This window comes from Burkholderia sp. FL-7-2-10-S1-D7 (genome assembly GCF_001524185.1).
Taxonomy (GTDB): Bacteria; Pseudomonadota; Gammaproteobacteria; order Burkholderiales; family Burkholderiaceae; genus Burkholderia; species Burkholderia diffusa.
Map to the genome: position 1 here is coordinate 51,216 of NZ_LOWY01000003.1, position 19,927 is coordinate 71,142.

Below are 19,927 nucleotides of genomic sequence, written 5' to 3' on the forward strand. Positions count from 1 at the left end.
GGTCGGGCGATGCGCCGCTTAATGTTGCGACGTTTCGACCTGCTGCATCGGGGTCGGGTCGACCGGCGGCAGCGCCTTGCGCTCGCGCGGAACGCGGACCGCGCGCGGCAGGCGCGACGCGGCTTCCTGAGCAGCGCGGAACTTGTCGGCGTCGGTGTTCACCCACACGAGACCGGCTTGTTCCAGCACGGCATCGAGGCTCGCCGAAGCTGGCGCAGCGGCCGGTTGCACGGGCGCCGGAGCCGGCGCGGCAACGGTTTCGACCGGTGCAGTTTCGACGCGGGCCGGTTCGACGCGGGCCGGTTCGACGTGAGCCGGTTCGACGTGGGCCGGTTCGACGTGGGCCGGTTCGACGTGAGCCGGTTCGACGTGGGCCGGTTCGACGCGAGCCGGTTCGGCAACGGCCGGTTCGACGCGAGCCGGTTCGACAACGGCCGGAACCGCTTCGGCTGCGACGACCGGTGCCGGTGCGGCCTGCTCGACGGGCGCGGACTGCGGCGCTTCGACGGCAGCCGGCGCGGCCGGCACTTCGAACGCATCGGTCGGCGAAACCGCGACCGGAGCCGGGCCGGCTTCCGGAGCAGCGGCCGGCGCCACCGGTGCCGATTCGGCTGCCGGTGCGACGACGGCGGGCTCGAGCGGTGCGACCGGCGTTGCTTCGACGCGAACCGGTGCCGGTTGCGGCTCGGCTGCGACCGGTGCGGCCGTATGAGCCGGCTCGCCCGCGCTCGAGGGTTCCGTCGTCACGGCCTGCATGGCGGCTTCGCCGTCCGCGCCTTGCTCGGCGTGGTCGACGACAGCGCCTTCGTCCTCGCGCTCGCGACGACCGCCACGGCGACCGCGGCGGCGACGGCGACGTTCCTCGCCGTCACGTGCGCTGGCTTCCGCGTCGGCTGCGACATCGGCGCCCGGCAGGGCGACGGCTGCGGCCTGGTCGGCTTCCGCTTCCGGATGGTTCTCGCCACGGGTGACGGTTTCGAGCGTCGCCGCGTGTTGCACCGGCTTGCGGCGCTCTCCGCGCTCGCGACGTTCGCCGCGCTCCTGGCGCTCGCCGCGGCCGGCTGCCTCGACGGCTTCCGGCTGCTCGGTGCGCTCGCGCGGTTCGCGGTTCTCGCGCGGTTCACGGCTCTCACGCGGTTCACGGCTCTCACGCGGTTCACGGCTCTCACGCGGCTCGCGGCCTTCGCGCGGGCCACGGCCCTCGCGGCTTTCGCGACCCTCACGGCTTTCGCGCGGCTCACGGCCTTCACGCGGTTCGCGGCTTTCGCGCGGCTCGCGGCCTTCACGCGGTTCGCGGCCTTCACGCGGTTCGCGACCCTCGCGCGGCTCGCGACCTTCCTTGCCTTCGCGTTCCAGGCGTTGCGACTGGCCACGGCCTGCCGCTGCCTGGTCGCGACCACCCTGAGCCTGCTGGGCGCCGCCACGGCGGTTGCGGTTGCGATCGCCGCCGCGCTGCTCGGTCTTCTCGGTCCGCTCGCGGGCCGGACGGGTTGCCTGTTCCTTGACCGGTGCCGGTGCGACCGGCGCGGGCGCAGGAGCCGGCGACATGCCGAACAGACCCTTCAGCCAGCCGATGAAACCGCCGCTCGCGGCGGCGACCGGTGCGGGCGCCGCAACCGCCGGCTCGACCGGGCGCTGCGGTGCCGGGCTCGGTGCCGGACGCTCGGGCGTGATGCCCTTGACTGCCGCTTCCTGCTTCGGCTTCACGTCGGCCGCACGCTTGCTGTAGCCGGTTTCCGACTCCAGTTCGCGGGCGGCTTCCTCTGCCATCTTCCAGGACGCACGCGGATCGTCGAGGCGCGCGTCGTCATGGCGCAGGCGCTCGAGCTTGTAGTGCGGCGTATCGAGGTGCTTGTTCGGGATCAGCACGATGCCGACCTTGAAGCGCGACTCGATCTTGTTGATTTCCTGACGCTTTTCGTTGAGCAGGAAGGCGGTCACCTCGACCGGCACCTGGCAGTGGATCGCCGCGGTGTTTTCCTTCATCGCTTCTTCCTGAATGATCCGCAGGACCTGCAGCGCGGACGATTCGGTATCGCGGATGTGGCCGGTGCCGTTACAGCGCGGGCACGTCACGTGGCTGCCTTCCGACAGGGCCGGACGCAGGCGCTGGCGCGACAGTTCCATCAGGCCGAAGCGGGAGATCTTGCCCATCTGCACGCGTGCACGGTCATGCTTGAGCGCGTCTTTCAGGCGCTGCTCGACTTCGCGCTGGCTCTTCGCCGACTCCATGTCGATGAAGTCGATCACGATCAGGCCGCCGAGGTCGCGCAGGCGCAGCTGGCGGGCCACTTCGTCGGCCGCTTCGAGGTTCGTGCGGGTCGCCGTTTCCTCGATGTCCGCACCCTTGGTCGCGCGCGCCGAGTTGACGTCGATCGCGACGAGCGCTTCGGTGTGGTCGATCACGATCGCGCCGCCCGACGGCAGCGGCACCGTGCGCGAGTAGGCCGTTTCGATCTGGTGCTCGATCTGGAAGCGGGAGAACAGCGGTACGTCGTCGTGGTAGCGCTTCACCTTCGACACGTTGTCCGGCATCACGATGTCCATGAACGCACGGGCCTGATCGTAGATCTCGGTCGTGTCGATCAGGATTTCGCCGATATCGGGCTGGAAATAGTCCCGGATCGCGCGGATCACGAGGCTCGATTCCAGGTAGATCAGCATCGGCTGGCCGGCGTTGCCGCTTTGCGACGCCGCTTCGATCGCGCGCCACAGTTGCAGCAGGTAGTTCAGGTCCCACTGCAGTTCCTCGGCGCTGCGGCCGATGCCCGCGGTGCGGGCGATCATGCTCATGCCGTCCGGAATCTGCAACTGCGCCATCGTTTCGCGCAGTTCCTGACGCTCGTCGCCCTCGATCCGGCGCGATACGCCGCCGCCGCGCGGATTGTTCGGCATCAGCACCAGGTAGCGGCCGGCGAGCGAGATGAAGGTCGTGAGGGCGGCGCCCTTGTTGCCGCGCTCTTCCTTCTCGACCTGGACGATCAGCTCCTGGCCTTCGCGCAGGGCATCCTGGATGCGCGCGGAGCGCATGTCGATGCCTTCCTTGAAGTACTGGCGGGCGACTTCCTTGAACGGCAGGAAGCCGTGGCGATCTTCGCCGTAGTTGACGAAGCACGCTTCGAGCGACGGCTCGATGCGGGTGACGACACCTTTGTAGATATTGCCTTTGCGCTGTTCGCGCCCGGCTGTCTCGATGTCGATGTCGATGAGCTTTTGCCCATCAACGATGGCGACGCGCAGCTCCTCCTGCTGCGTCGCATTGAACAGCATGCGTTTCATGTACGACTCCAGGCGGCTCCGCAGCCGGCGCCTCGCGGTTGTCAGTCGCGAGGGCGGGAACGACGGCAGGCCGCACCTTGTTGTGTTGTCACAAGCACGCTGGAGCGGGAAGGATGGCGGGGAGAATTGCCTGAAGAGGCGCTTGGGCCCGAAAGACGGGGCCGGCGGCCGTAGGGCACCTGCGAATACGGCTTCAAAGCACGGCGTTCACACACCGCACGCTGCAAAAAAGCGCGCTAAGCCTGAGTCCGCGCATTGCCACGGGCGCGCGCAATGCGTCGCGCGCGCCGACGGGCGGCAGATGCTGCGGCTTGGGCCGCAGCGGGGAGTATCGAATCCAGCCCGACTTTCCCGCTTGGGGTGTACTTCCCTGGTTTGACGTCGCCAAGCCCCGCACGCTTCGCGGGGCCAAATCGGGCGCAACGCCGTAATTTTCGCAACCGGCAGCCTGCGGACGCACTTCGCGCCGTCGGGCTGCCGATCAAATTCTTTTCAACCAACTTTCCGTTACCGCGGCGCCTTGCCGACCGAATCCGCCTATGGGCGCGATCCTTGCCGACGGGCGGCGCCGTGCGTGCAACTTGCTGCATCTCTTTGATTAGGGGCGAGCAGCGGACCCCCGGCGCAAGTAAAATAATGGTTTCCGCTTGCACCTTGCCCGACTCGGTCGGGGCCGGCCGGTCAGGCCACCCTCAACGTCAGGCTGGGCAAAATTATATTCAGTATGAATGAGTTAGGCAAAATATCCCAGAATTCAGTCGCAAGCGGCCAGGTATCGATGATCGAGATCGACGAAAACTCGGCCGGTCAGCGGATCGACAACTTCCTGTTGCGCGTCTGTAAAGGCGTGCCGAAAAGCCATATTTACCGGATCCTCCGCAGCGGCGAAGTGCGCGTGAACAAGGGCCGGATCGATGCGCAGTACCGCCTGGCCCTGGGCGACATCGTCCGCGTACCGCCCGTGCGCGTGGCCGCGGCGGACCTCGCGCGCGCCGACACGCCGATCGTGCCGCCCGCGCAATTCGAGGTGCTGTACGAAGACGACGCCATGCTCGTCATCAACAAGCCGGCCGGTGTCGCCGTGCACGGCGGCAGCGGCGTCGCGTTCGGCGTGATCGAGCAGATGCGTCAGGCGCGTCCACGCGCGAAGTTCCTCGAACTCGTGCATCGGCTCGACCGCGAAACGTCCGGGATCCTGATGCTCGCGAAGAAGCGCTCGGCGCTCGTCGGCCTGCACGAGCAGATTCGCGAGAACCGGATGGACAAGCGCTACTTCGCGTGCGGACACGGAGAATGGCAGTCCGACTGGGGCCGCCGCCGTGCGGTGAAGGCGCCGCTGTTCAAGTATTCGACCCCGGAAGGGGAGCGGCGGGTGCGCGTGCAGGACGACGGCCTGCCGTCGCACACGGTGTTCAACCTGATCGAGCGCTGGCCGGACTATGCGCTGGTCGAAGCGGAACTCAAAACGGGGCGGACCCATCAGATTCGTGTGCACCTCGCGCATCTCGGCCTGCCGATCGCCGGCGACGCCAAGTATGGCGACTTCGCACTGAACAAGGCGCTGGCGCGCGCGAATGCGCAGCCGTCGCTCAAACGGATGTTCCTGCACGCGCACCGGCTGAAGCTCGCGCATCCGCTGACCGGCGAGGCGCTGCAGTTCGACGCGCCGCTGCCGGACGAATGCCGGCGCTTCCTCGATCAACTCAGCGCTCTGCGCGATACCGTCTGACTCGCATGGCCCGACAGCAATTTGATCTGATCGTCTTCGACTGGGACGGTACGCTGATGGATTCGACTGCGCACATCGCGCACAGCATCCAGGCCGCGTGCCGCGATCTCGGCCTGCCCACGCCTTCGGATGAGGCGTCCCGTTATGTGATCGGCCTCGGCCTGCGCGATGCGCTGCAGATTACTGCGCCGACCCTCGATCCGTCCGACTATCCGCGGCTGGCCGAACGTTACCGCCATCACTACTTGCTGGACGATCAGCGCATCGAGCTGTTCGCCGGCGTGCGCGAACTGCTCGCGGAATTGCGCGACATGGGTTACCTGCTCGCGGTCGCGACCGGCAAGGGCCGCGTCGGGCTGAACCGCGTGCTCGACCAGTCAAAGCTGACGAGCCTGTTCGATGCGACGCGCTGCGCGGACGAAACGTTCTCAAAGCCACACCCGGCGATGCTGCACGAACTGTCGCGAGAATTGGGGCAGGATCTCGCGCGTACCGTGATGATCGGCGACACCACCCACGACCTGCAGATGGCCGCCAGCGCCGGGGCCGCCGGCATCGGTGTTTCGTACGGTGCGCACACGGCCGATGCGCTGGCCGCGCTGACGCCGCGCTTCGTCGCGCCGGACGTCGGCGCGCTGGCGGCGTGGCTGCGGGAGCACGCATGAGCACGGCGCCGGAAGTCGTGCGCGTGTGCGCATCCGACGCGCTGGCCGACGGCGGCGCCGGCGTGCGCGTCGACGCATCGCTGCGCGGCGAGCAGGCGGTCGTGTTCTTCGTGCGCTACGAAGGTCGTGCGTACGGCTACCTGAACCGCTGCGCGCACGTGCCGATGGAACTCGACTGGGCCGAAGGGCAGTTCTTCGAGTCGTCGGGCCTGTACCTGATGTGTGCGACGCACGGCGCGATCTATGCGCCGGATACCGGCAAGTGTGTCGGCGGCCCGTGCCGCGGCGGTCGCCTGCGGCCGGTCGAGGTCGACGAACGCGACACGCCGGACGGGCGTGCGGTATTCTGGGTGCCGGATGCCGACCTGGGCCCCGCCGCTGCGCCCCCCTCCGCCACGACCGACTGAAGACATTACTGCATGGCCGACCAACCGAACATCCCTGATTCCTCCTCCCGTCCCGACAGCCGCGAACCGAACTGGGAGCGTGCGGCGCTCGAGCGGATCGCGCTTGCGGCCGTCAAGGAACAGCGCGCGGCGCGGCGCTGGAAGATCTTCTTCCGCTTTGCGTTTCTCGGCGTATTCGTGCTGCTCGCGTTCGCGCTGATCGATTTCTCGAGCGACTCGAAGTTCTCGTCGAGCGGGCGCCACACGGCGCTCGTGACGATCGACGGCGAGATCGCGGCGGGCACCAACGCGAATGCCGACGACATCAATACGGCGCTGGATGCCGCTTTCGACGACACCGGCACGGCCGGCGTCGTGCTGCGGATCAACAGCCCGGGCGGCAGCCCGGTGCAGGCAGGGATGGTCTACGACGAGATCCGCCGGCTCCGCACGAAGTATCCGGACAAGCCGTTGTACGTCGTCGTGACCGACATGTGCGCATCGGGCGGCTATTACATTGCGTCCGCCGCCGACAAGATCTTCGTCGACAAGGCGAGTATCGTCGGCTCGATCGGCGTGCTGATGGACGGGTTCGGCTTCACGGGCCTGATGAACAAGCTGGGCGTCGATCGCCGCCTGCACACGGCGGGTGAAAACAAGGGCTTCTACGACCCGTTCTCGCCCGACACGCCGAAGATGGATGCCCATGCGCAGGCGCTGCTCGACCAGGTCCATGCGCAGTTCATCAAGGCCGTGAAGGATGGCCGCGGCAAGCGGCTGCACGAAACGCCCGACATGTTCTCGGGCCTGTTTTGGACCGGCGAGAAGAGCGTCGAGCTCGGGCTCGCCGACGGCTACGGCACGACCGACACGGTCGCGCGCGACGTGCTGAAGGCGCCGGATCTCGTCGACTACACGGTGAAGGAAAGCCTGACGAATCGCGTTGCGCGCAAGTTCGGCGCGGCGGTCGGCGGTGCCGCGATGAAGGCGCTGACCGCGGGCGGCACGTCGTTCAGCCTGCGCTGAGCGGCAGCCGGCCGGCGCCGTGCCGATCGGGGCGGGGGGGGGCCGTGCCGCGAGGCTGTTGCCGGCGCCGATCTCAGTTCGCGAGCAGCAGGAAGATGGCTGGGCGCTTGTGCAGATTCGGCGCAGGCGCCTTTTTCCAGTCGGCCACCGAGCGGCTGGCGATTGTCTCGGTCTCGAGGGTCAAGTCGGCCGCGACGCAGATCTGTGTCGACGGCGCGCAGGTCGCGACGAGCGTGTCGAGCATCGCATGGTTCCGGTACGGCGTCTCGATGAAGATCTGCGTCTGGCGCGCCTTGCGCGACAGCTGCTCGAGTTCACGCAGCCTTTTCGCGCGCGCGGCCGCATCGACCGGCAGATAGCCGTTGAACGCGAAACTCTGGCCGTTCAGGCCCGATGCCATCAGCGCCAGCAGGATCGAACTCGGCCCGACGAGCGGCACGACCTTCACGCCGCGCTCGTGCGCACGGCGGACCAGCAGCGCGCCGGGATCGGCAACGGCGGGGCAGCCGGCCTCGGATACGAGCCCGGCGTCCGCGCCCGCCAGCACCGGTGCGAGCAGCCGGTCGATCTCGCCGGCCGGCGTATTGACGTTCAGTTCCCGAATCTCGATCTCCTGGATCGGCCGCGTCGTGCCGATCTTCTTCAGGAACGCGCGGGTCGTTTTCGCGTTTTCGCCGATGTAGTAGCCGAGCGTGCCGGCGCGCGCCTGCACGGCTGCGGGCAGCACGGCGGCGAGCATCGATGCGTCGCCTTCACCGAGGGTGTTCGGGACGAGATAGAGCGTGCCGGCCGTCATGCGCGGTCTCCCTGGGTAGCGAACAATGGATAGCCCGCGGCGCGCAGCATTCGCGTGAGCGCGATCAGCGGCAGGCCGACGAGAGCCGTAGGGTCGTTGGAGTCGATGGCATCCAGCAGCGCGATGCCGAGCCCTTCCGACTTCGCGCTGCCGGCGACGTCGTACGGCGTTTCCGTGCGCAGGTAAGCGTCGAGTTCGGCTTCGGACAGCGAGCGGAAGCGCACGTGCGTGACGACGTCTTCGCTCCAGGTTTCACCCGTGCGGCTGTCGTACAGGCTGAGCGCACTGTGGAATTCGACGTCGCGGCCCTGCATCGACAGGAGCTGCGCGAGCGCGCGCTCGTGCGTGCCGGGCTTGCCGATCTGGCGGCCGTCGAACGTCGCGACCTGATCCGACCCGATCACGAGCACGCCGTCCGGCGCGTCGATCGTCGCGGCGACCGCGCGCGCCTTCGCGCGGGCGAGGCGCAGTGCGGTCGCGGCCGGCGTTTCTCCCGCGAGCGGGGTTTCGTCGAGGTCGGGCGACATGACGTCGAACGGTATGCCGAGGCGCTCGAGGAGCGCGCGGCGGTAGCGGGAACTGGAGGCGAGAATCAGCCGTGGCGGGCGGCAAACGGTATCCGGCATGGTCGGTTGGGTCGATGAGTCGTCAGGTGTGGCGCGGTGTTGCGAGGGCGCAAGCATAAGTGATTGACCGAAAAAGGTAAAACAGGTATGCTTTCCCGCTTTTCGTCGGCAGGCTTTCGCTGTGGTGGCGCCTGCCGGGTCTTCGGAAGTAAAGTACGTCATCGTACGCGGCGTAGATCGCGCACGTGTGCGGCGCCAAATATGTGGCGTCGGCAAGCCGGATCCCGCAAGTCAGCCTGTAGGCAGGAGCGCAACATGAACACTTCTTCTGGCAAGCCTGCGGCGTCGCTTGATCCGCACGCGGTCGACCTGTTCGAATTCGCCCGCAGCGGGCGGCAAGCAGCGGGTGCCGTGCGTCTGTCGCAGCTGCCGCGCATGCTGAACGAAGTGCCGGCGGACGCGTCCGATCGCGACACGGTCTTCACGTGGCAGGCCGAAGGGTTCACCCAGAAAGAGTTGCAGGACGACGGCGCCGATGGGCAGCAGCCGTATCTGCGCCTCGCGGTGCACGGCCATGCGTGGCTCACGTGCCAGCGCTGCATGACCCCGTATGACCAGACGTTCGACGTCGACATGACCTACCGGGTCGTTGCGACCGAAGAAGAAGCTGAAGAATTTCCGCTCGACGACGATGAAGCCGATGTGATCGTGGGCTCACGCCAGTTCGATCTCGTCGACTTGATCGAAGAGGAGTTGCTGCTTTCGTTGCCGCTCGTGCCCAAGCACGAGGTTTGCCCGGCAGTTCACGAAAGCCTCGTGTCGGGTGCGAGCGGTCCTTCGGAAGACGCGGACGACGAGTCCGCCGAAGACGAGGACGAAGGCAAACGGCCGAATCCGTTCGCGGCGCTGCAAGCGCTGAAGAAGGACGGGGACGGCGGCAAGAAACACTAAGCAGTTGTGGCGCGGGAAGGCGTAAGGGCTTTGGGCCAGGGTAGTTAAGCGCCGGATCGGGCTGTGTTAGAATCCGGAAAATTATTTAGGAGTTAGTCATGGCAGTCCAGCAAAACAAGAAGTCGCCGTCGAAGCGCGGCATGCATCGTTCGCACGATTTCCTGACGGCAGCGCCGCTGGCAGTCGAGCCGAGCACGGGTGAAGTGCATCTGCGTCACCACGTCAGCCCGAACGGCTACTATCGCGGCAAGAAAGTCGTCAAGACGAAGAACGACTAAGCGTCAAGTCACGCGTTGCGCGCTACGTTCGCCGTTCGCGTGACAACTGGTTCGCTTGACACTTTCCTGGCTCAACAAAAAGGCGGCATTCAACTGCCGCTTTTTTGTGCCTGAAATTCGTCGCATTCCATGACCGTAAAGCTCACAATCGATTGCATGGGAGGCGACCACGGCCCGTCCGTGACCGTTCCCGCGGCAGTCAAGTTCGTCCGCGCGCATCCCGATGCGCACCTGATGCTCGTCGGCATCGAAAGCGCGATCCGCGCTCAGCTGAAAAAGCTGAAAGCCCTCGACGATCCCGCGCTGACCATCGTGCCCGCCACCGAAGTCGTGGCGATGGACGACCCTGTCGAAGTGGCGCTGCGCAAGAAGAAGGATTCTTCGATGCGTGTCGCGCTCAACCACGTCAAGGACGGCGCGGCCCAGGCCTGTATCTCCGCCGGCAATACCGGCGCGCTGATGGCCGTTTCCCGTTATGTGCTCAAGACGCTGCCCGGCATCGAGCGGCCTGCGATCGCGTTCGCGCTGCCGAACCCGACCGGCTACACGATGATGCTGGACCTCGGCGCGAACGTCGACTGCGAGCCACAGCACCTGCTGCAGTTCGCGGAGATGGGGCACGCGCTCGTTGCCGCGCTCGAAGGCAAGGAGCGTCCGACGATCGGCCTGCTGAACATCGGCGAAGAGGTCATCAAGGGCAACGAGACGATCAAGCGCGCAGGGGAACTGCTGCGCGCCAGCACGCTGAATTTCCGCGGCAACGTCGAAGGCAACGACATCTACAAAGGCACGGTCGACGTGATCGTCTGCGACGGCTTCGTCGGCAACGTCGCGCTGAAGACGTCCGAAGGGCTCGCGCAGATGCTCTCCGACATCATCCGCGAGGAGTTCGGCCGTTCGCTGATGTCGAAGCTGATGGCGCTGCTTGCGCTGCCGGTGCTGATGCGTTTCAAGAAGCGCGTCGATCACCGCCAGTACAATGGCGCAGCGCTGCTGGGGCTGAAGAGCCTCGTGATCAAAAGCCACGGTTCGGCCGATGCCTATGCGTTTGAGTGGGCGATCAAACGGGGGTATGATGCCGTCAAAAACGGCGTGCTGGAGCGCCTCGCGCGCGCGATGGCGGACAATTCGGTGTCGCTCGGCGACGGCGAACACGACGCGGGCGGCGCGGGCCAGACGAGCCCGGCCGCAGGCCATCACGCCGAACCTTCCGCTGCGCAATCCTCTAAAGCATAAATGGCCCAATCGACTCTCTATTCCCGCGTGCTCGGCACGGGCAGCTATTTGCCGCCCGACCGCGTCACGAACCAGCAGCTCGCCGATCGACTCGCGAAGGAAGGCATCGAGACGAGCGATGAGTGGATCGTTGCGCGCACGGGCATCCATGCGCGTCACTTCGCCGCACCGGACGTCACGACGAGCGATCTCGCGCTCGAAGCGTCGCGTCGTGCGATCGAGGCGGCCGACATCGATCCGCAGTCGATCGACCTGATCATCGTCGCGACTTCGACCCCCGATTACGTGTTTCCCAGCACGGCGTGCCTGCTGCAGAACAAGCTCGGCATCAAGAACGGCGGCGCGGCATTCGACGTGCAGGCCGTGTGCTCCGGCTTCGCCTATGCGATGGCGACGGCAGACAGCTTCATCCGCAGTGGCCAGCACCGCACGGCGCTCATCGTTGGTGCGGAGACGTTCTCGCGCATTCTCGATTTCAAGGATCGTACGACCTGCGTGCTGTTCGGCGACGGCGCGGGCGCGGTGATCCTGTCCGCATCGGAAGAACCGGGCGTGCTCGGCAGCGCGCTGCACGCGGACGGCAGTTATTCGAACATCCTCTGCACACCGGGCAACGTCAATCGCGGCGTGATCGACGGCAGCGCGTTCCTGTACATGGACGGGCAGGCCGTGTTCAAGCTCGCGGTCAACGTGCTCGAAAAGGTCGCGATCGAGGCGCTCGCCAAGGCGAATCTCGCGCCGGAGCAGGTCGACTGGCTGATTCCGCACCAGGCCAACATCCGCATCATGACCAGCACCTGCCGCAAGCTCGGCCTGCCGCAGGAGCGCATGGTCGTGACGGTCGACCAGCACGGCAACACGTCGGCTGCGTCGATCCCGCTGGCGCTCGACACCGCGGTGCGCGACGGCCGCATCCAGCGCGGTCAGCACGTGCTGATCGAAGGCGTCGGCGGCGGCTTCACGTGGGGCGCATCCGTCTTCCGCTACTGATCCGCGGCGCGCAATGGCTGCGCGCGGATCCCGAACCGGCGCGCCGTTCGCGCGCGCCGTCCGAATCGATTCAATTGGGGACGACATGAAATTTGCATTCGTTTTTCCGGGGCAGGGCTCGCAGTCGGTCGGCATGCTCAACGCATTCGCCGATCTGGCCGTCGTGCGCGAGACGCTTCAGGAAGCATCCGATGCACTCAATCAGGATCTCGGCAAGCTGATCGCCGAAGGTCCGGCCGAAGAACTGAATCTGACCACCAACACGCAGCCCGTGATGCTGACGGCCGCCTACGCGTGCTACCGCGCATGGCAGCAGGCCGGCGGCCCGGCTCCGTCGATCGTCGCGGGCCACAGCCTCGGCGAATATACGGCGCTCGTCGCCGCGGGCGCGATCGCGTTCAAGGACGCGGTGCCGCTCGTGCGCTTCCGCGCGCAGGCGATGCAGACGGCCGTGCCGGTCGGCGAGGGCGGCATGGCCGCGATCCTGGGTCTCGATGACGACACGGTGCGCGCGGTGTGTGTCGAAGCCGCGCAAGCGGGCGTCGTCGAGGCCGTGAACTTCAACGCTCCGGCGCAGGTCGTGATCGCGGGCGCGAAGGCGGCCGTCGAGAAGGCCTGCGAGATCGCGAAGGCGAAGGGCGCGAAGCGCGCGTTGCCGCTGCCGGTGTCGGCGCCGTTCCATTCGTCGCTGCTCAAGCCGGCGTCGGACCAGTTGCGCGACTATCTCGCGAACGTCGACGTGAAGGCGCCGCAGATTCCCGTCGTCAACAACATCGACGTCGCCGTGGTCAGCGATCCGGCTGCGATCAAGGACGCGCTGGTGCGCCAGGCCGCGGGCCCGGTGCGCTGGGTCGAATGCGTGCAGCACATCGCGGGCACGGGCGTCACGCACGTGATCGAATGCGGTCCCGGCAAGGTGCTGGCAGGCCTGACGAAGCGCATCGACGGCAACCTGGTCGGCGCATCGGTGTTCGATCCGGCTTCGCTCGACGAAGCACTGAAGCTGGCGACCGCCTGACGCGGCGCCTTTCCTCAAGAGACGGATATTCGATTCATGGAAAAGACTCTCGATAAACAGGTCGCGATCGTGACCGGCGCGTCTCGCGGCATCGGCCGGGCGATCGCGCTCGAACTCGCGCGCCTGGGCGCGACGGTGATCGGCACGGCGACGAGCGAATCGGGCGCCGCCGCGATTACCGCAGGGTTCGCGGAAGCGGGCGTGACGGGCCGCGGCGCGGTGCTGAACGTCAACGACGCGGCGGCCGCTGAAGCGCTGATCGACGCGACCGTGAAGGAATTCGGCGCGCTCCACGTGCTCGTCAACAACGCCGGGATCACGCAGGACCAACTCGCGATGCGGATGAAGGACGAGGACTGGGACGCGGTGATCGACACCAACCTGAAGTCGGTGTTCCGCCTGTCGCGTGCAGTGCTGCGCCCGATGATGAAGGCCCGCGGCGGCCGCATCATCAACATCACGTCGGTGGTCGGCTCGGCCGGCAACCCTGGCCAGGCCAATTACGCGGCTGCGAAAGCCGGCGTCGCGGGCATGACCCGTGCGCTCGCGCGCGAGATCGGCAGCCGCGGCATCACGGTGAACTGCGTCGCGCCGGGCTTCATCGACACCGACATGACGAAGACGCTGCCGGAAGAACAGCAGACCGCGCTCAAGACCCAGATTCCGCTCGGCCGCCTCGGCAGCCCGGAAGACATCGCCCATGCCGTCGCGTTCCTCGCATCGCCGCAGGCCGGTTACATCACCGGCACGACGCTGCACGTGAACGGCGGCATGTACATGTCGTAACGGTTTTCGTTTACCATCCGCGCCGTATCCCGTTTTTCAGGCGGATAGGCGCTTGATCGACCATCAAGCCAACGCGCGTTTTGGCGTCAGCAAACCTGATAAAATGCGCGCACTTGTAAATCTGAACTTTCCCTCGGAGGGGTAATGGATAACATCGAACAACGTGTCAAGAAGATCGTCGCTGAGCAACTGGGCGTCGCAGAAGCCGAGATCAAGAACGAAGCATCGTTCGTGAACGACCTGGGCGCGGACTCGCTCGACACGGTCGAACTGGTGATGGCGCTCGAAGACGAGTTCGGCATGGAAATCCCGGACGAAGAAGCAGAGAAGATCACGACCGTTCAGCAAGCGATCGACTACGCTCGCGCAAACGTCAAGGCGTAAGCGCCTTAGCGCTTGTCTGCCACGTCGCCGCGATCTTCGCGTTTGACGCGCCATCCTGCCGGCAACCGCGCCGGACGGACTAACAGCCACAGGGCTCGCAGGGCTGGTTCCTGTGGCCACTGTGGCTTTTGTTTTTGTCATCCAATGGAAAAGAGGTTACCGTGAGCCGCCGTCGTGTTGTCGTTACAGGCCTGGGGCTGATTTCGCCTGTTGGCAATAATGTTGCCGACGGCTGGGCCAATCTCGTCGCCGGCAGGTCCGGCATCGCCACCGTCACGAAGTTCGATCCGTCGAACCTCGCCGTGCATTTCGCGGGTGAGGTGAAGGGTTTCAGCGCCGAGGAATACATTCCGGCGAAGGAAGCCCGCAACATGGATACGTTCATCCATTACGGCATCGCGGCCGGCGTCCAGGCAATCCGGGACAGCGGCCTCGAAGTGAACGAAGCCAATGCGGAACGCATCGGCGTGTTGGTCGGCTCCGGCATCGGCGGCCTGCCGATGATCGAAGACACGCACCAGACCTACGTCGATCGCGGCGCGCGCCGGATCTCGCCGTTCTTCGTGCCGGGTTCGATCATCAACATGATCTCGGGTCACCTGAGCATCATGTTCGGCCTGAAGGGCCCGAACCTCGCGGCCGTGACGGCCTGCACGACCGGTCTGCACAGCATCGGCCTCGCGGCGCGCCTGATCCAGGCCGGCGACGCCGACGTGATGGTCGCGGGCGGCGCCGAATCGACGGTGTCGCCGCTCGGCATCGGCGGCTTCGCGGCCGCGCGTGCGCTGTCGACCCGCAACGACGATCCGGCCACTGCGTCCCGTCCGTGGGACAAGGACCGCGACGGCTTCGTGCTGGGCGAGGGTGCAGGCGTCATGGTGCTCGAGGAGTACGAGGCGGCGAAGGCGCGCGGCGCGAAGATCTATGCGGAAGTCTCGGGCTTCGGCATGACGGGCGATGCGTACCACATGACCGCGCCGAACATGGACGGTCCGCGCCGCTGCATGGTTGCGGCACTGCGCGACGCCGGCGTGAACGCTGATGAGGTCCAGTACCTGAACGCTCACGGCACGTCGACGCCGCTGGGCGACAAGAACGAGTCCGACGCGGTGAAGGCGGCCTTCGGCGAGCATGCGTACAAGATCGTCGTGAACTCGACGAAGTCGATGACGGGCCACCTGCTGGGCGGCGCGGGCGGCCTCGAGTCGGTGTTCACGGTGCTGGCGCTGCACAACAACGTGTCGCCGCCGACCATCAACATCTTCAACCAGGACCCCGAGTGCGATCTCGATTACTGCGCGAATACCGCGCGTGACATGAAGATCGACGTCGCCGTGAAGAACAACTTCGGCTTCGGCGGTACCAACGGCACGCTGGTGTTCAAGCGCGTCTGACGCCGAATCGCTTGACGAGTCCATTCGATGCTCCGGCCGGGCGTCCGCAGCGCTTTGCGTTGCGGGCCTCGGCCGTGTCGTATGTCGTGCTGGCCGTGTTCGTCGCAGCGGCTGCCGCGTCCGCGTACCTGTTCTGGGCGCCACGGGCCGGTGCTGCCGCCGGCGCGTGCGTGTCCGCGGCGACGGCTGCGCTGCTTGCCGTGTGTGCCGCGCGGGCCTGCGCCCGTCGGCTGCCGGCCGAACTGCGGATCGATGCATTCGGGGAGATTGCGGCGTTTGGCCGCACCGGGCGCTTGCTGGCCCGGGGTCGCGTGACCGGCCATGCACACTGGAGCAGCCTGCTGCTCGTGCTGTCGGTCGGGCAGGGCGCCCGGCGCGCCCTGCCGCTGCTGATCCCGGCCGATGCGCTCGATGCCGCGTCGTTCAGCGCGCTGTCCGTGCTGGCGCGCACCGCGGGCACGGCGGGGCGGGCATGATGGTGGCACAGTTACCGACCGTAACCAGCGGCCGGCGCCGGAACGCTACAATAACGCTCCGCGTTGCATCCCTAGTTAACGGATTTGTCAGGTGAGTGAAAAAGAAATCGATCAGGCTCTGGTCGAGCGCGTGCAGAAAGGCGACAAGGCAGCGTTCGAACTCCTGGTCTCCAAATACCACCGCAAGATCATTCGGCTGATCTCGCGCCTCGTGCGGGATCCCGCCGAGGTCGAGGATGTGGCCCAGGACGCGTTCATCAAGGCGTATCGTGCGCTGCCGCAATTTCGCGGCGAGTCGGCGTTCTACACGTGGTTGTACCGGATTGCCGTCAATACGGCGAAGAACTACCTTGCGACGCAGGGCCGCCGGGCACCGACCTCCACCGAGGCCGATGCCGAGGAAGCGGAAACTTTCTCCGACGCAGACCAACTAAGGGATATCAACACGCCTGAGTCGATGTTGATGAGCAAGCAGATTGCCGAGACGGTCAACGCTGCAATGGCCGTCCTGCCCGAAGAACTGCGCCAGGCGATCACGCTGCGCGAGATCGAGGGCCTGAGCTACGAAGAGATCGCGGAAATGATGGATTGTCCGATCGGGACGGTCCGGTCGCGGATCTTCCGGGCGCGCGAGGCAATTGCTGCGAAATTGCGTCCGCTGCTCGATACGCCCGAAGGCAAGCGCTGGTAAGCGCGACGGGCGCAACGACGCGGGTCGGGGTCTAGTTACGGATAGAGTCGTGAATTCACGACGGGGTGTGTGCAAGATGGGGAGCATCATGGGGTCGGTCAATACGCAGTCGCAAGCGTGCTCGCGCGGCGAGCGCCTTTCCGCTCTGGTCGACGGTGAACTGTTCGACGGCCCGGATCACGGGCAGTTTCTGGCTGAGCTCGACCGCGCGGATCGCGCTGCGTGGGCCCATTACCACCTGATCGGCGATGCGCTGCGCTCGGACGAGCTCGCGCTGTCGCCCGCGCTGAGCGTCGCGTTCACCGCGCGCATGTCGGCCGCGCTCGAAAGCGAGCCGCACCTGCTCGCGCCGGCCGCCGCGCCGGTCGCGCGCAAGCTGCTGTCGCTGCGCCGGCGAGTCGTGCCCGCGTTCGCGGTGGCCGCCGCGGCCGCCACGCTGACGTGGATCGTCGTCCCGCAGATGCAGACGGCCGGCGCGCCGGGCGCCGTTCGGGTCGCATCGACAGGCGCACCGCAGAGCGGCAACCTGCAGCGCGTGACGGTTGCGCAGGCATCGGCGCAGCCGGGCCTGCAGGACGTCAACATCATCCGCGACGCAAGTCTCGACCAATACCTTGAAGCGCACCAGCAATTCGCGCAGCAGCCCGTCGTCACGGGCTCGATGCCGCTGATCCGCGCTGCCGTGACCACCACGCCAGGCCAATAAACCCGATGCGGACATTGCAGTTGAATCACGCCATCTCCGGATGGAAGCGGCTGCCGGCCCTCCTGCTTTGCGCAGCCGCCCTGTTGTCCGTCCAATCCCTCCCAGCCAGCGCCCAGCAACCGGACGATCCCGTCGCGACCCGCAAGGGTGCGGCGGATTGGCTCGATCGCATCCAGCAGGCGGCGCAGCAGCAGAGCTACGAGGGTACGTTCGTCTACCAGCGTGGCGGCTATGTTCAGTCGTCGCGTATCGCGCACGTGGCGTCCCGCGACGGCGAGTTCGAGCGGATCGAGTCGCTCGACGGCAAGCCGCGCAAGGTTCTGCGGCACAACGACGAGTTGTACACGTTCGTTCCCGAGCGCAAGTTGTGCGTGGTCGAGCGCCGCCAGACGCGCGATTCGTTCCCTGCATTGCTCGGCGCGGGCGGCGAACACGTGATGTCCGTTTATGACGCGAAGCTGCTCGGCAAGGACCGTGTGGCCGGGGTCGACGCGCAAGTGGTCGAACTCGTACCGAAGGATGCGTACCGGTTCACGTACAAGCTGTGGGCCGACACCCGCACCGGGCTGCTGCTGCGTTCGCAGACGCTCGATGCGAGCGATCACGTGCTCGAGCAGGTCGCGTTTTCGCAAGTGCAGACGGGCGGCGCGGCCGGCGACAAATCCGCGATTGCGGCCGGCATGCGCAACCTGAGCGGCTGGACGGTCGTCCGCCCGCCGGTCGCGACGGTCGACATGGAAGCGCAGGGCTGGCAGATCGCACCGACCATTGCCGGCTTCCGGAAGATTCGCGAGGTGCGCCGGCCGATGGCCGCGCGCGACGCCGGCGATCCGCCGATTCCGGTCGACCAGGCCGTCTTCACCGACGGCCTCGCGACGATCTCCGTCTTCATCGAGCCGGCCGAAAAGAACACGCGCAAGGAAGGTGCGGGAAGCACCGGCGCGACCCACGTGCTCGTGAAGCGTCGCGGCGACTACTGGATCACCGTGCTCGGCGAAGTGCCGCCGGCCACGTTGCAGCAGTTCGCGTCTGCCATAGAATACAAGGCTTCCAAGTAACGCTACGGCTTTCGACATGACGAAACTCACGCTGCGCAAAGTGTTCGCGGCGGCGGTGCTGTTTGCCAGCCTGCCGCTTGCCTCGCATACCGCTGCCGCTGTCACGCCTCCTGCGGCCAGCCTTCCCGACTTCGCCGATCTGGTCGAGAAGGTCGGGCCGGCTGTCGTGAACATCCGGACCACCGCGAACGTGCCGACGCCCGGGCCGCGCGGCGTGCTCCCGCCGGGCTTCGACAACGGCGACATGTCGGAATTCTTCCGGCGCTTCTTCGGCATTCCGCTGCCGCAGGCGCCCGGCAACGGCAATGGCAGCCCGAAGAACGCGCCGGCGCCGGACAATCCGCCCGACACCGAGCAGAACCGCGGCGTCGGCTCGGGCTTCATCGTGTCGGCGGACGGCTACGTGATGACCAACGCGCACGTCGTCGACGACGCGGACACCATCTACGTGACGTTGACCGACAAGCGCGAATTCAAGGCGAAACTGGTCGGCGTCGACGACCGCACGGACGTCGCGGTCGTCAAGATCCAGGCGTCGAATCTGCCGGTCGTCGCGATCGGCGATTCGAACAAGGTGCGCGTCGGCGAGTGGGTCGTCGCGATCGGCTCGCCGTTCGGCCTCGACAACACCGTGACGGCCGGCATCGTGAGTTCGAAGAGCCGCAACACGGGCGATTACCTGCCGTTCATCCAGACCGACGTCGCGGTGAACCCCGGCAACTCGGGCGGCCCGCTGATCAACATGCAGGGCGAGGTGATCGGCATCAACTCGCAGATCTACAGCCGCACCGGCGGTTTCATGGGCATTTCTTTCGCGATCCCGATCGACGAGGCGATGCGCGTGGCAGACCAGCTGAAGGCGACCGGCAAGGTCACGCGCGGTCGCATCGCGGTGGCGATCGGCGAAGTGACGAAGGACGTGGCCGACTCGATCGGGCTGCCGAAGGCGGAAGGCGCGCTCGTCAGCAGCGTCGAGCCGGGCGGTCCGGCCGACAAGGCGGGCATTCAGCCGGGTGACATCATCCTGAAGTTCAACGGCCGGCCGGTCGATACGGCGTCGGATCTGCCGCGCATGGTCGGCGACACGAAGCCGGGCACCAAGGCGACCGTCAGCGTGTGGCGCAAGGGTCAGGCGCGTGATGTGCCGATCACGATCGCCGAGACGCCGGCGGAGACGACGGCGAAGGCCGAGCAGCGCAAGAATGTGCCGCAGAAGCCGCGCCAGGCCAATTCACTCGGCTTGACGGTCAGCGACCTTTCGGCCGACCAGCTGAAGTCGCTGAAGCTGAAGAATGGCGTGCAGATCGACGGCGTCGACGGTCCGGCGGCCCGTGCGGGCCTGCAGCGCGGCGACATCGTGCTGCGCGTCGGTGACACCGACATCACGAGCGCGAAGCAGTTCGCCGACGTGACCGCACAGTTGGATCCGCAGAAGGCGGTCGCGGTGCTCGTGCGGCGCGGCGACAACACGCAATTCGTGCCGGTGCGCCCGCGCCCGATCCAGAAGTAACA

The 19,927-nt window shown here is 66.6% G+C and carries 20 protein-coding genes; 17 read left to right on the top strand and 3 right to left on the bottom strand.

Annotated features, from left to right (window positions below):
• Positions 1 to 18: 18 nt before the first annotated feature.
• The gene (locus tag WS75_RS00455; protein WP_059678682.1) at positions 19 to 3,279 is read right to left on the bottom strand and encodes an Rne/Rng family ribonuclease; all 3,261 of its coding nucleotides are present in this window, start codon (positions 3,277 to 3,279) and stop codon (positions 19 to 21) included.
• Between the two features lie 724 nt (positions 3,280 to 4,003).
• Here WS75_RS00455 and WS75_RS00460 point away from each other — a divergent pair.
• From WS75_RS00460 to WS75_RS00475, 4 genes are read left to right on the top strand one after another with little or no spacing between them, the layout of a single operon-like run.
• Positions 4,004 to 5,008: an RluA family pseudouridine synthase gene (locus WS75_RS00460; RefSeq protein ID WP_059678683.1), complete on the top strand. Its 1,005-nt coding sequence runs from the start codon at positions 4,004 to 4,006 to the stop codon at positions 5,006 to 5,008.
• Positions 5,009 to 5,013: 5 nt separating this feature from the next.
• The gene (locus WS75_RS00465) at positions 5,014 to 5,673 is read left to right on the top strand and encodes an HAD-IA family hydrolase (RefSeq protein WP_059607022.1); all 660 of its coding nucleotides are present in this window, start codon (positions 5,014 to 5,016) and stop codon (positions 5,671 to 5,673) included.
• A complete protein-coding gene (locus WS75_RS00470) occupies positions 5,670 to 6,080 on the top strand; it encodes a Rieske (2Fe-2S) protein (protein WP_059678684.1) in 411 nt (136 codons plus the stop codon). The genes WS75_RS00465 and WS75_RS00470 overlap by 4 nt, the downstream gene beginning before the upstream one ends.
• A gap of 12 nt (positions 6,081 to 6,092) precedes the next feature.
• Positions 6,093 to 7,085 carry a S49 family peptidase gene (locus tag WS75_RS00475; protein ID WP_059678685.1) on the top strand — a complete coding sequence of 331 codons (993 nt, stop codon included), beginning with the start codon at positions 6,093 to 6,095 and terminating at the stop codon, positions 7,083 to 7,085.
• A 73-nt stretch (positions 7,086 to 7,158) separates the two neighbouring features.
• Here the strand turns inward: WS75_RS00475 and WS75_RS00480 are convergent, their stop codons facing one another.
• The gene (locus WS75_RS00480) at positions 7,159 to 7,881 is read right to left on the bottom strand and encodes an SAM-dependent methyltransferase (protein ID WP_059447957.1); all 723 of its coding nucleotides are present in this window, start codon (positions 7,879 to 7,881) and stop codon (positions 7,159 to 7,161) included.
• Positions 7,878 to 8,507, bottom strand: coding sequence for a Maf-like protein (locus WS75_RS00485; RefSeq protein ID WP_059678686.1), 630 nt, complete (start codon positions 8,505 to 8,507; stop codon positions 7,878 to 7,880). The genes WS75_RS00480 and WS75_RS00485 overlap by 4 nt, the downstream gene beginning before the upstream one ends.
• A 255-nt stretch (positions 8,508 to 8,762) precedes the next feature.
• Here WS75_RS00485 and WS75_RS00490 point away from each other — a divergent pair, with 255 nt between their 5' ends.
• The 13 genes from WS75_RS00490 (at position 8,763) to WS75_RS00550 (ending at position 19,925) form a co-directional block, all read left to right on the top strand.
• Positions 8,763 to 9,398, top strand: a complete 636-nt coding sequence (locus tag WS75_RS00490) for a DUF177 domain-containing protein (RefSeq protein WP_059678687.1) — start codon at positions 8,763 to 8,765, stop codon at positions 9,396 to 9,398.
• 98 nt (positions 9,399 to 9,496) lie between these two features.
• On the top strand, positions 9,497 to 9,676 hold the full coding sequence (rpmF, locus tag WS75_RS00495; protein ID WP_006051932.1) for a 50S ribosomal protein L32: 180 nt from the start codon (positions 9,497 to 9,499) through the stop codon (positions 9,674 to 9,676).
• A 129-nt stretch (positions 9,677 to 9,805) separates the two neighbouring features.
• Positions 9,806 to 10,912 (top strand): phosphate acyltransferase PlsX, encoded by a 1,107-nt coding sequence (plsX, locus tag WS75_RS00500; protein ID WP_059607035.1) that lies wholly within the window; start codon positions 9,806 to 9,808, stop codon positions 10,910 to 10,912.
• Entirely contained in the window at positions 10,913 to 11,902 is a 990-nt protein-coding gene (locus tag WS75_RS00505) for a beta-ketoacyl-ACP synthase III (RefSeq protein WP_059678688.1), read from the top strand.
• Positions 11,903 to 11,987: 85 nt separating this feature from the next.
• Positions 11,988 to 12,920 carry an ACP S-malonyltransferase gene (fabD, locus tag WS75_RS00510; RefSeq protein WP_059678689.1) on the top strand — a complete coding sequence of 311 codons (933 nt, stop codon included), beginning with the start codon at positions 11,988 to 11,990 and terminating at the stop codon, positions 12,918 to 12,920.
• Between the two features lie 36 nt (positions 12,921 to 12,956).
• On the top strand, positions 12,957 to 13,706 hold the full coding sequence (gene fabG, locus WS75_RS00515) for a 3-oxoacyl-ACP reductase FabG (protein WP_059678690.1): 750 nt from the start codon (positions 12,957 to 12,959) through the stop codon (positions 13,704 to 13,706).
• Positions 13,707 to 13,850: 144 nt separating this feature from the next.
• Positions 13,851 to 14,090 carry an acyl carrier protein gene (gene acpP / locus WS75_RS00520; protein WP_004197638.1) on the top strand — a complete coding sequence of 80 codons (240 nt, stop codon included), beginning with the start codon at positions 13,851 to 13,853 and terminating at the stop codon, positions 14,088 to 14,090.
• Positions 14,091 to 14,251: 161 nt separating this feature from the next.
• A complete protein-coding gene (gene fabF / locus WS75_RS00525; RefSeq protein WP_059678691.1) occupies positions 14,252 to 15,484 on the top strand; it encodes a beta-ketoacyl-ACP synthase II in 1,233 nt (410 codons plus the stop codon).
• 11 nt (positions 15,485 to 15,495) lie between these two features.
• A complete protein-coding gene (locus WS75_RS00530) occupies positions 15,496 to 15,960 on the top strand; it encodes a hypothetical protein (protein WP_059678692.1) in 465 nt (154 codons plus the stop codon).
• Between the two features lie 91 nt (positions 15,961 to 16,051).
• Positions 16,052 to 16,651: an RNA polymerase sigma factor RpoE gene (gene rpoE, locus WS75_RS00535; protein WP_006752490.1), complete on the top strand. Its 600-nt coding sequence runs from the start codon at positions 16,052 to 16,054 to the stop codon at positions 16,649 to 16,651.
• An 88-nt stretch (positions 16,652 to 16,739) separates the two neighbouring features.
• On the top strand, positions 16,740 to 17,357 hold the full coding sequence (locus tag WS75_RS00540; RefSeq protein WP_059678693.1) for a sigma-E factor negative regulatory protein: 618 nt from the start codon (positions 16,740 to 16,742) through the stop codon (positions 17,355 to 17,357).
• Between the two features lie 5 nt (positions 17,358 to 17,362).
• Positions 17,363 to 18,415 (top strand): MucB/RseB C-terminal domain-containing protein, encoded by a 1,053-nt coding sequence (locus WS75_RS00545; RefSeq protein ID WP_059678694.1) that lies wholly within the window; start codon positions 17,363 to 17,365, stop codon positions 18,413 to 18,415.
• Positions 18,416 to 18,431: 16 nt separating this feature from the next.
• Positions 18,432 to 19,925, top strand: coding sequence for a DegQ family serine endoprotease (locus WS75_RS00550; RefSeq protein WP_059678695.1), 1,494 nt, complete (start codon positions 18,432 to 18,434; stop codon positions 19,923 to 19,925).
• The last annotated feature ends 2 nt before the right edge of the window (positions 19,926 to 19,927 follow it).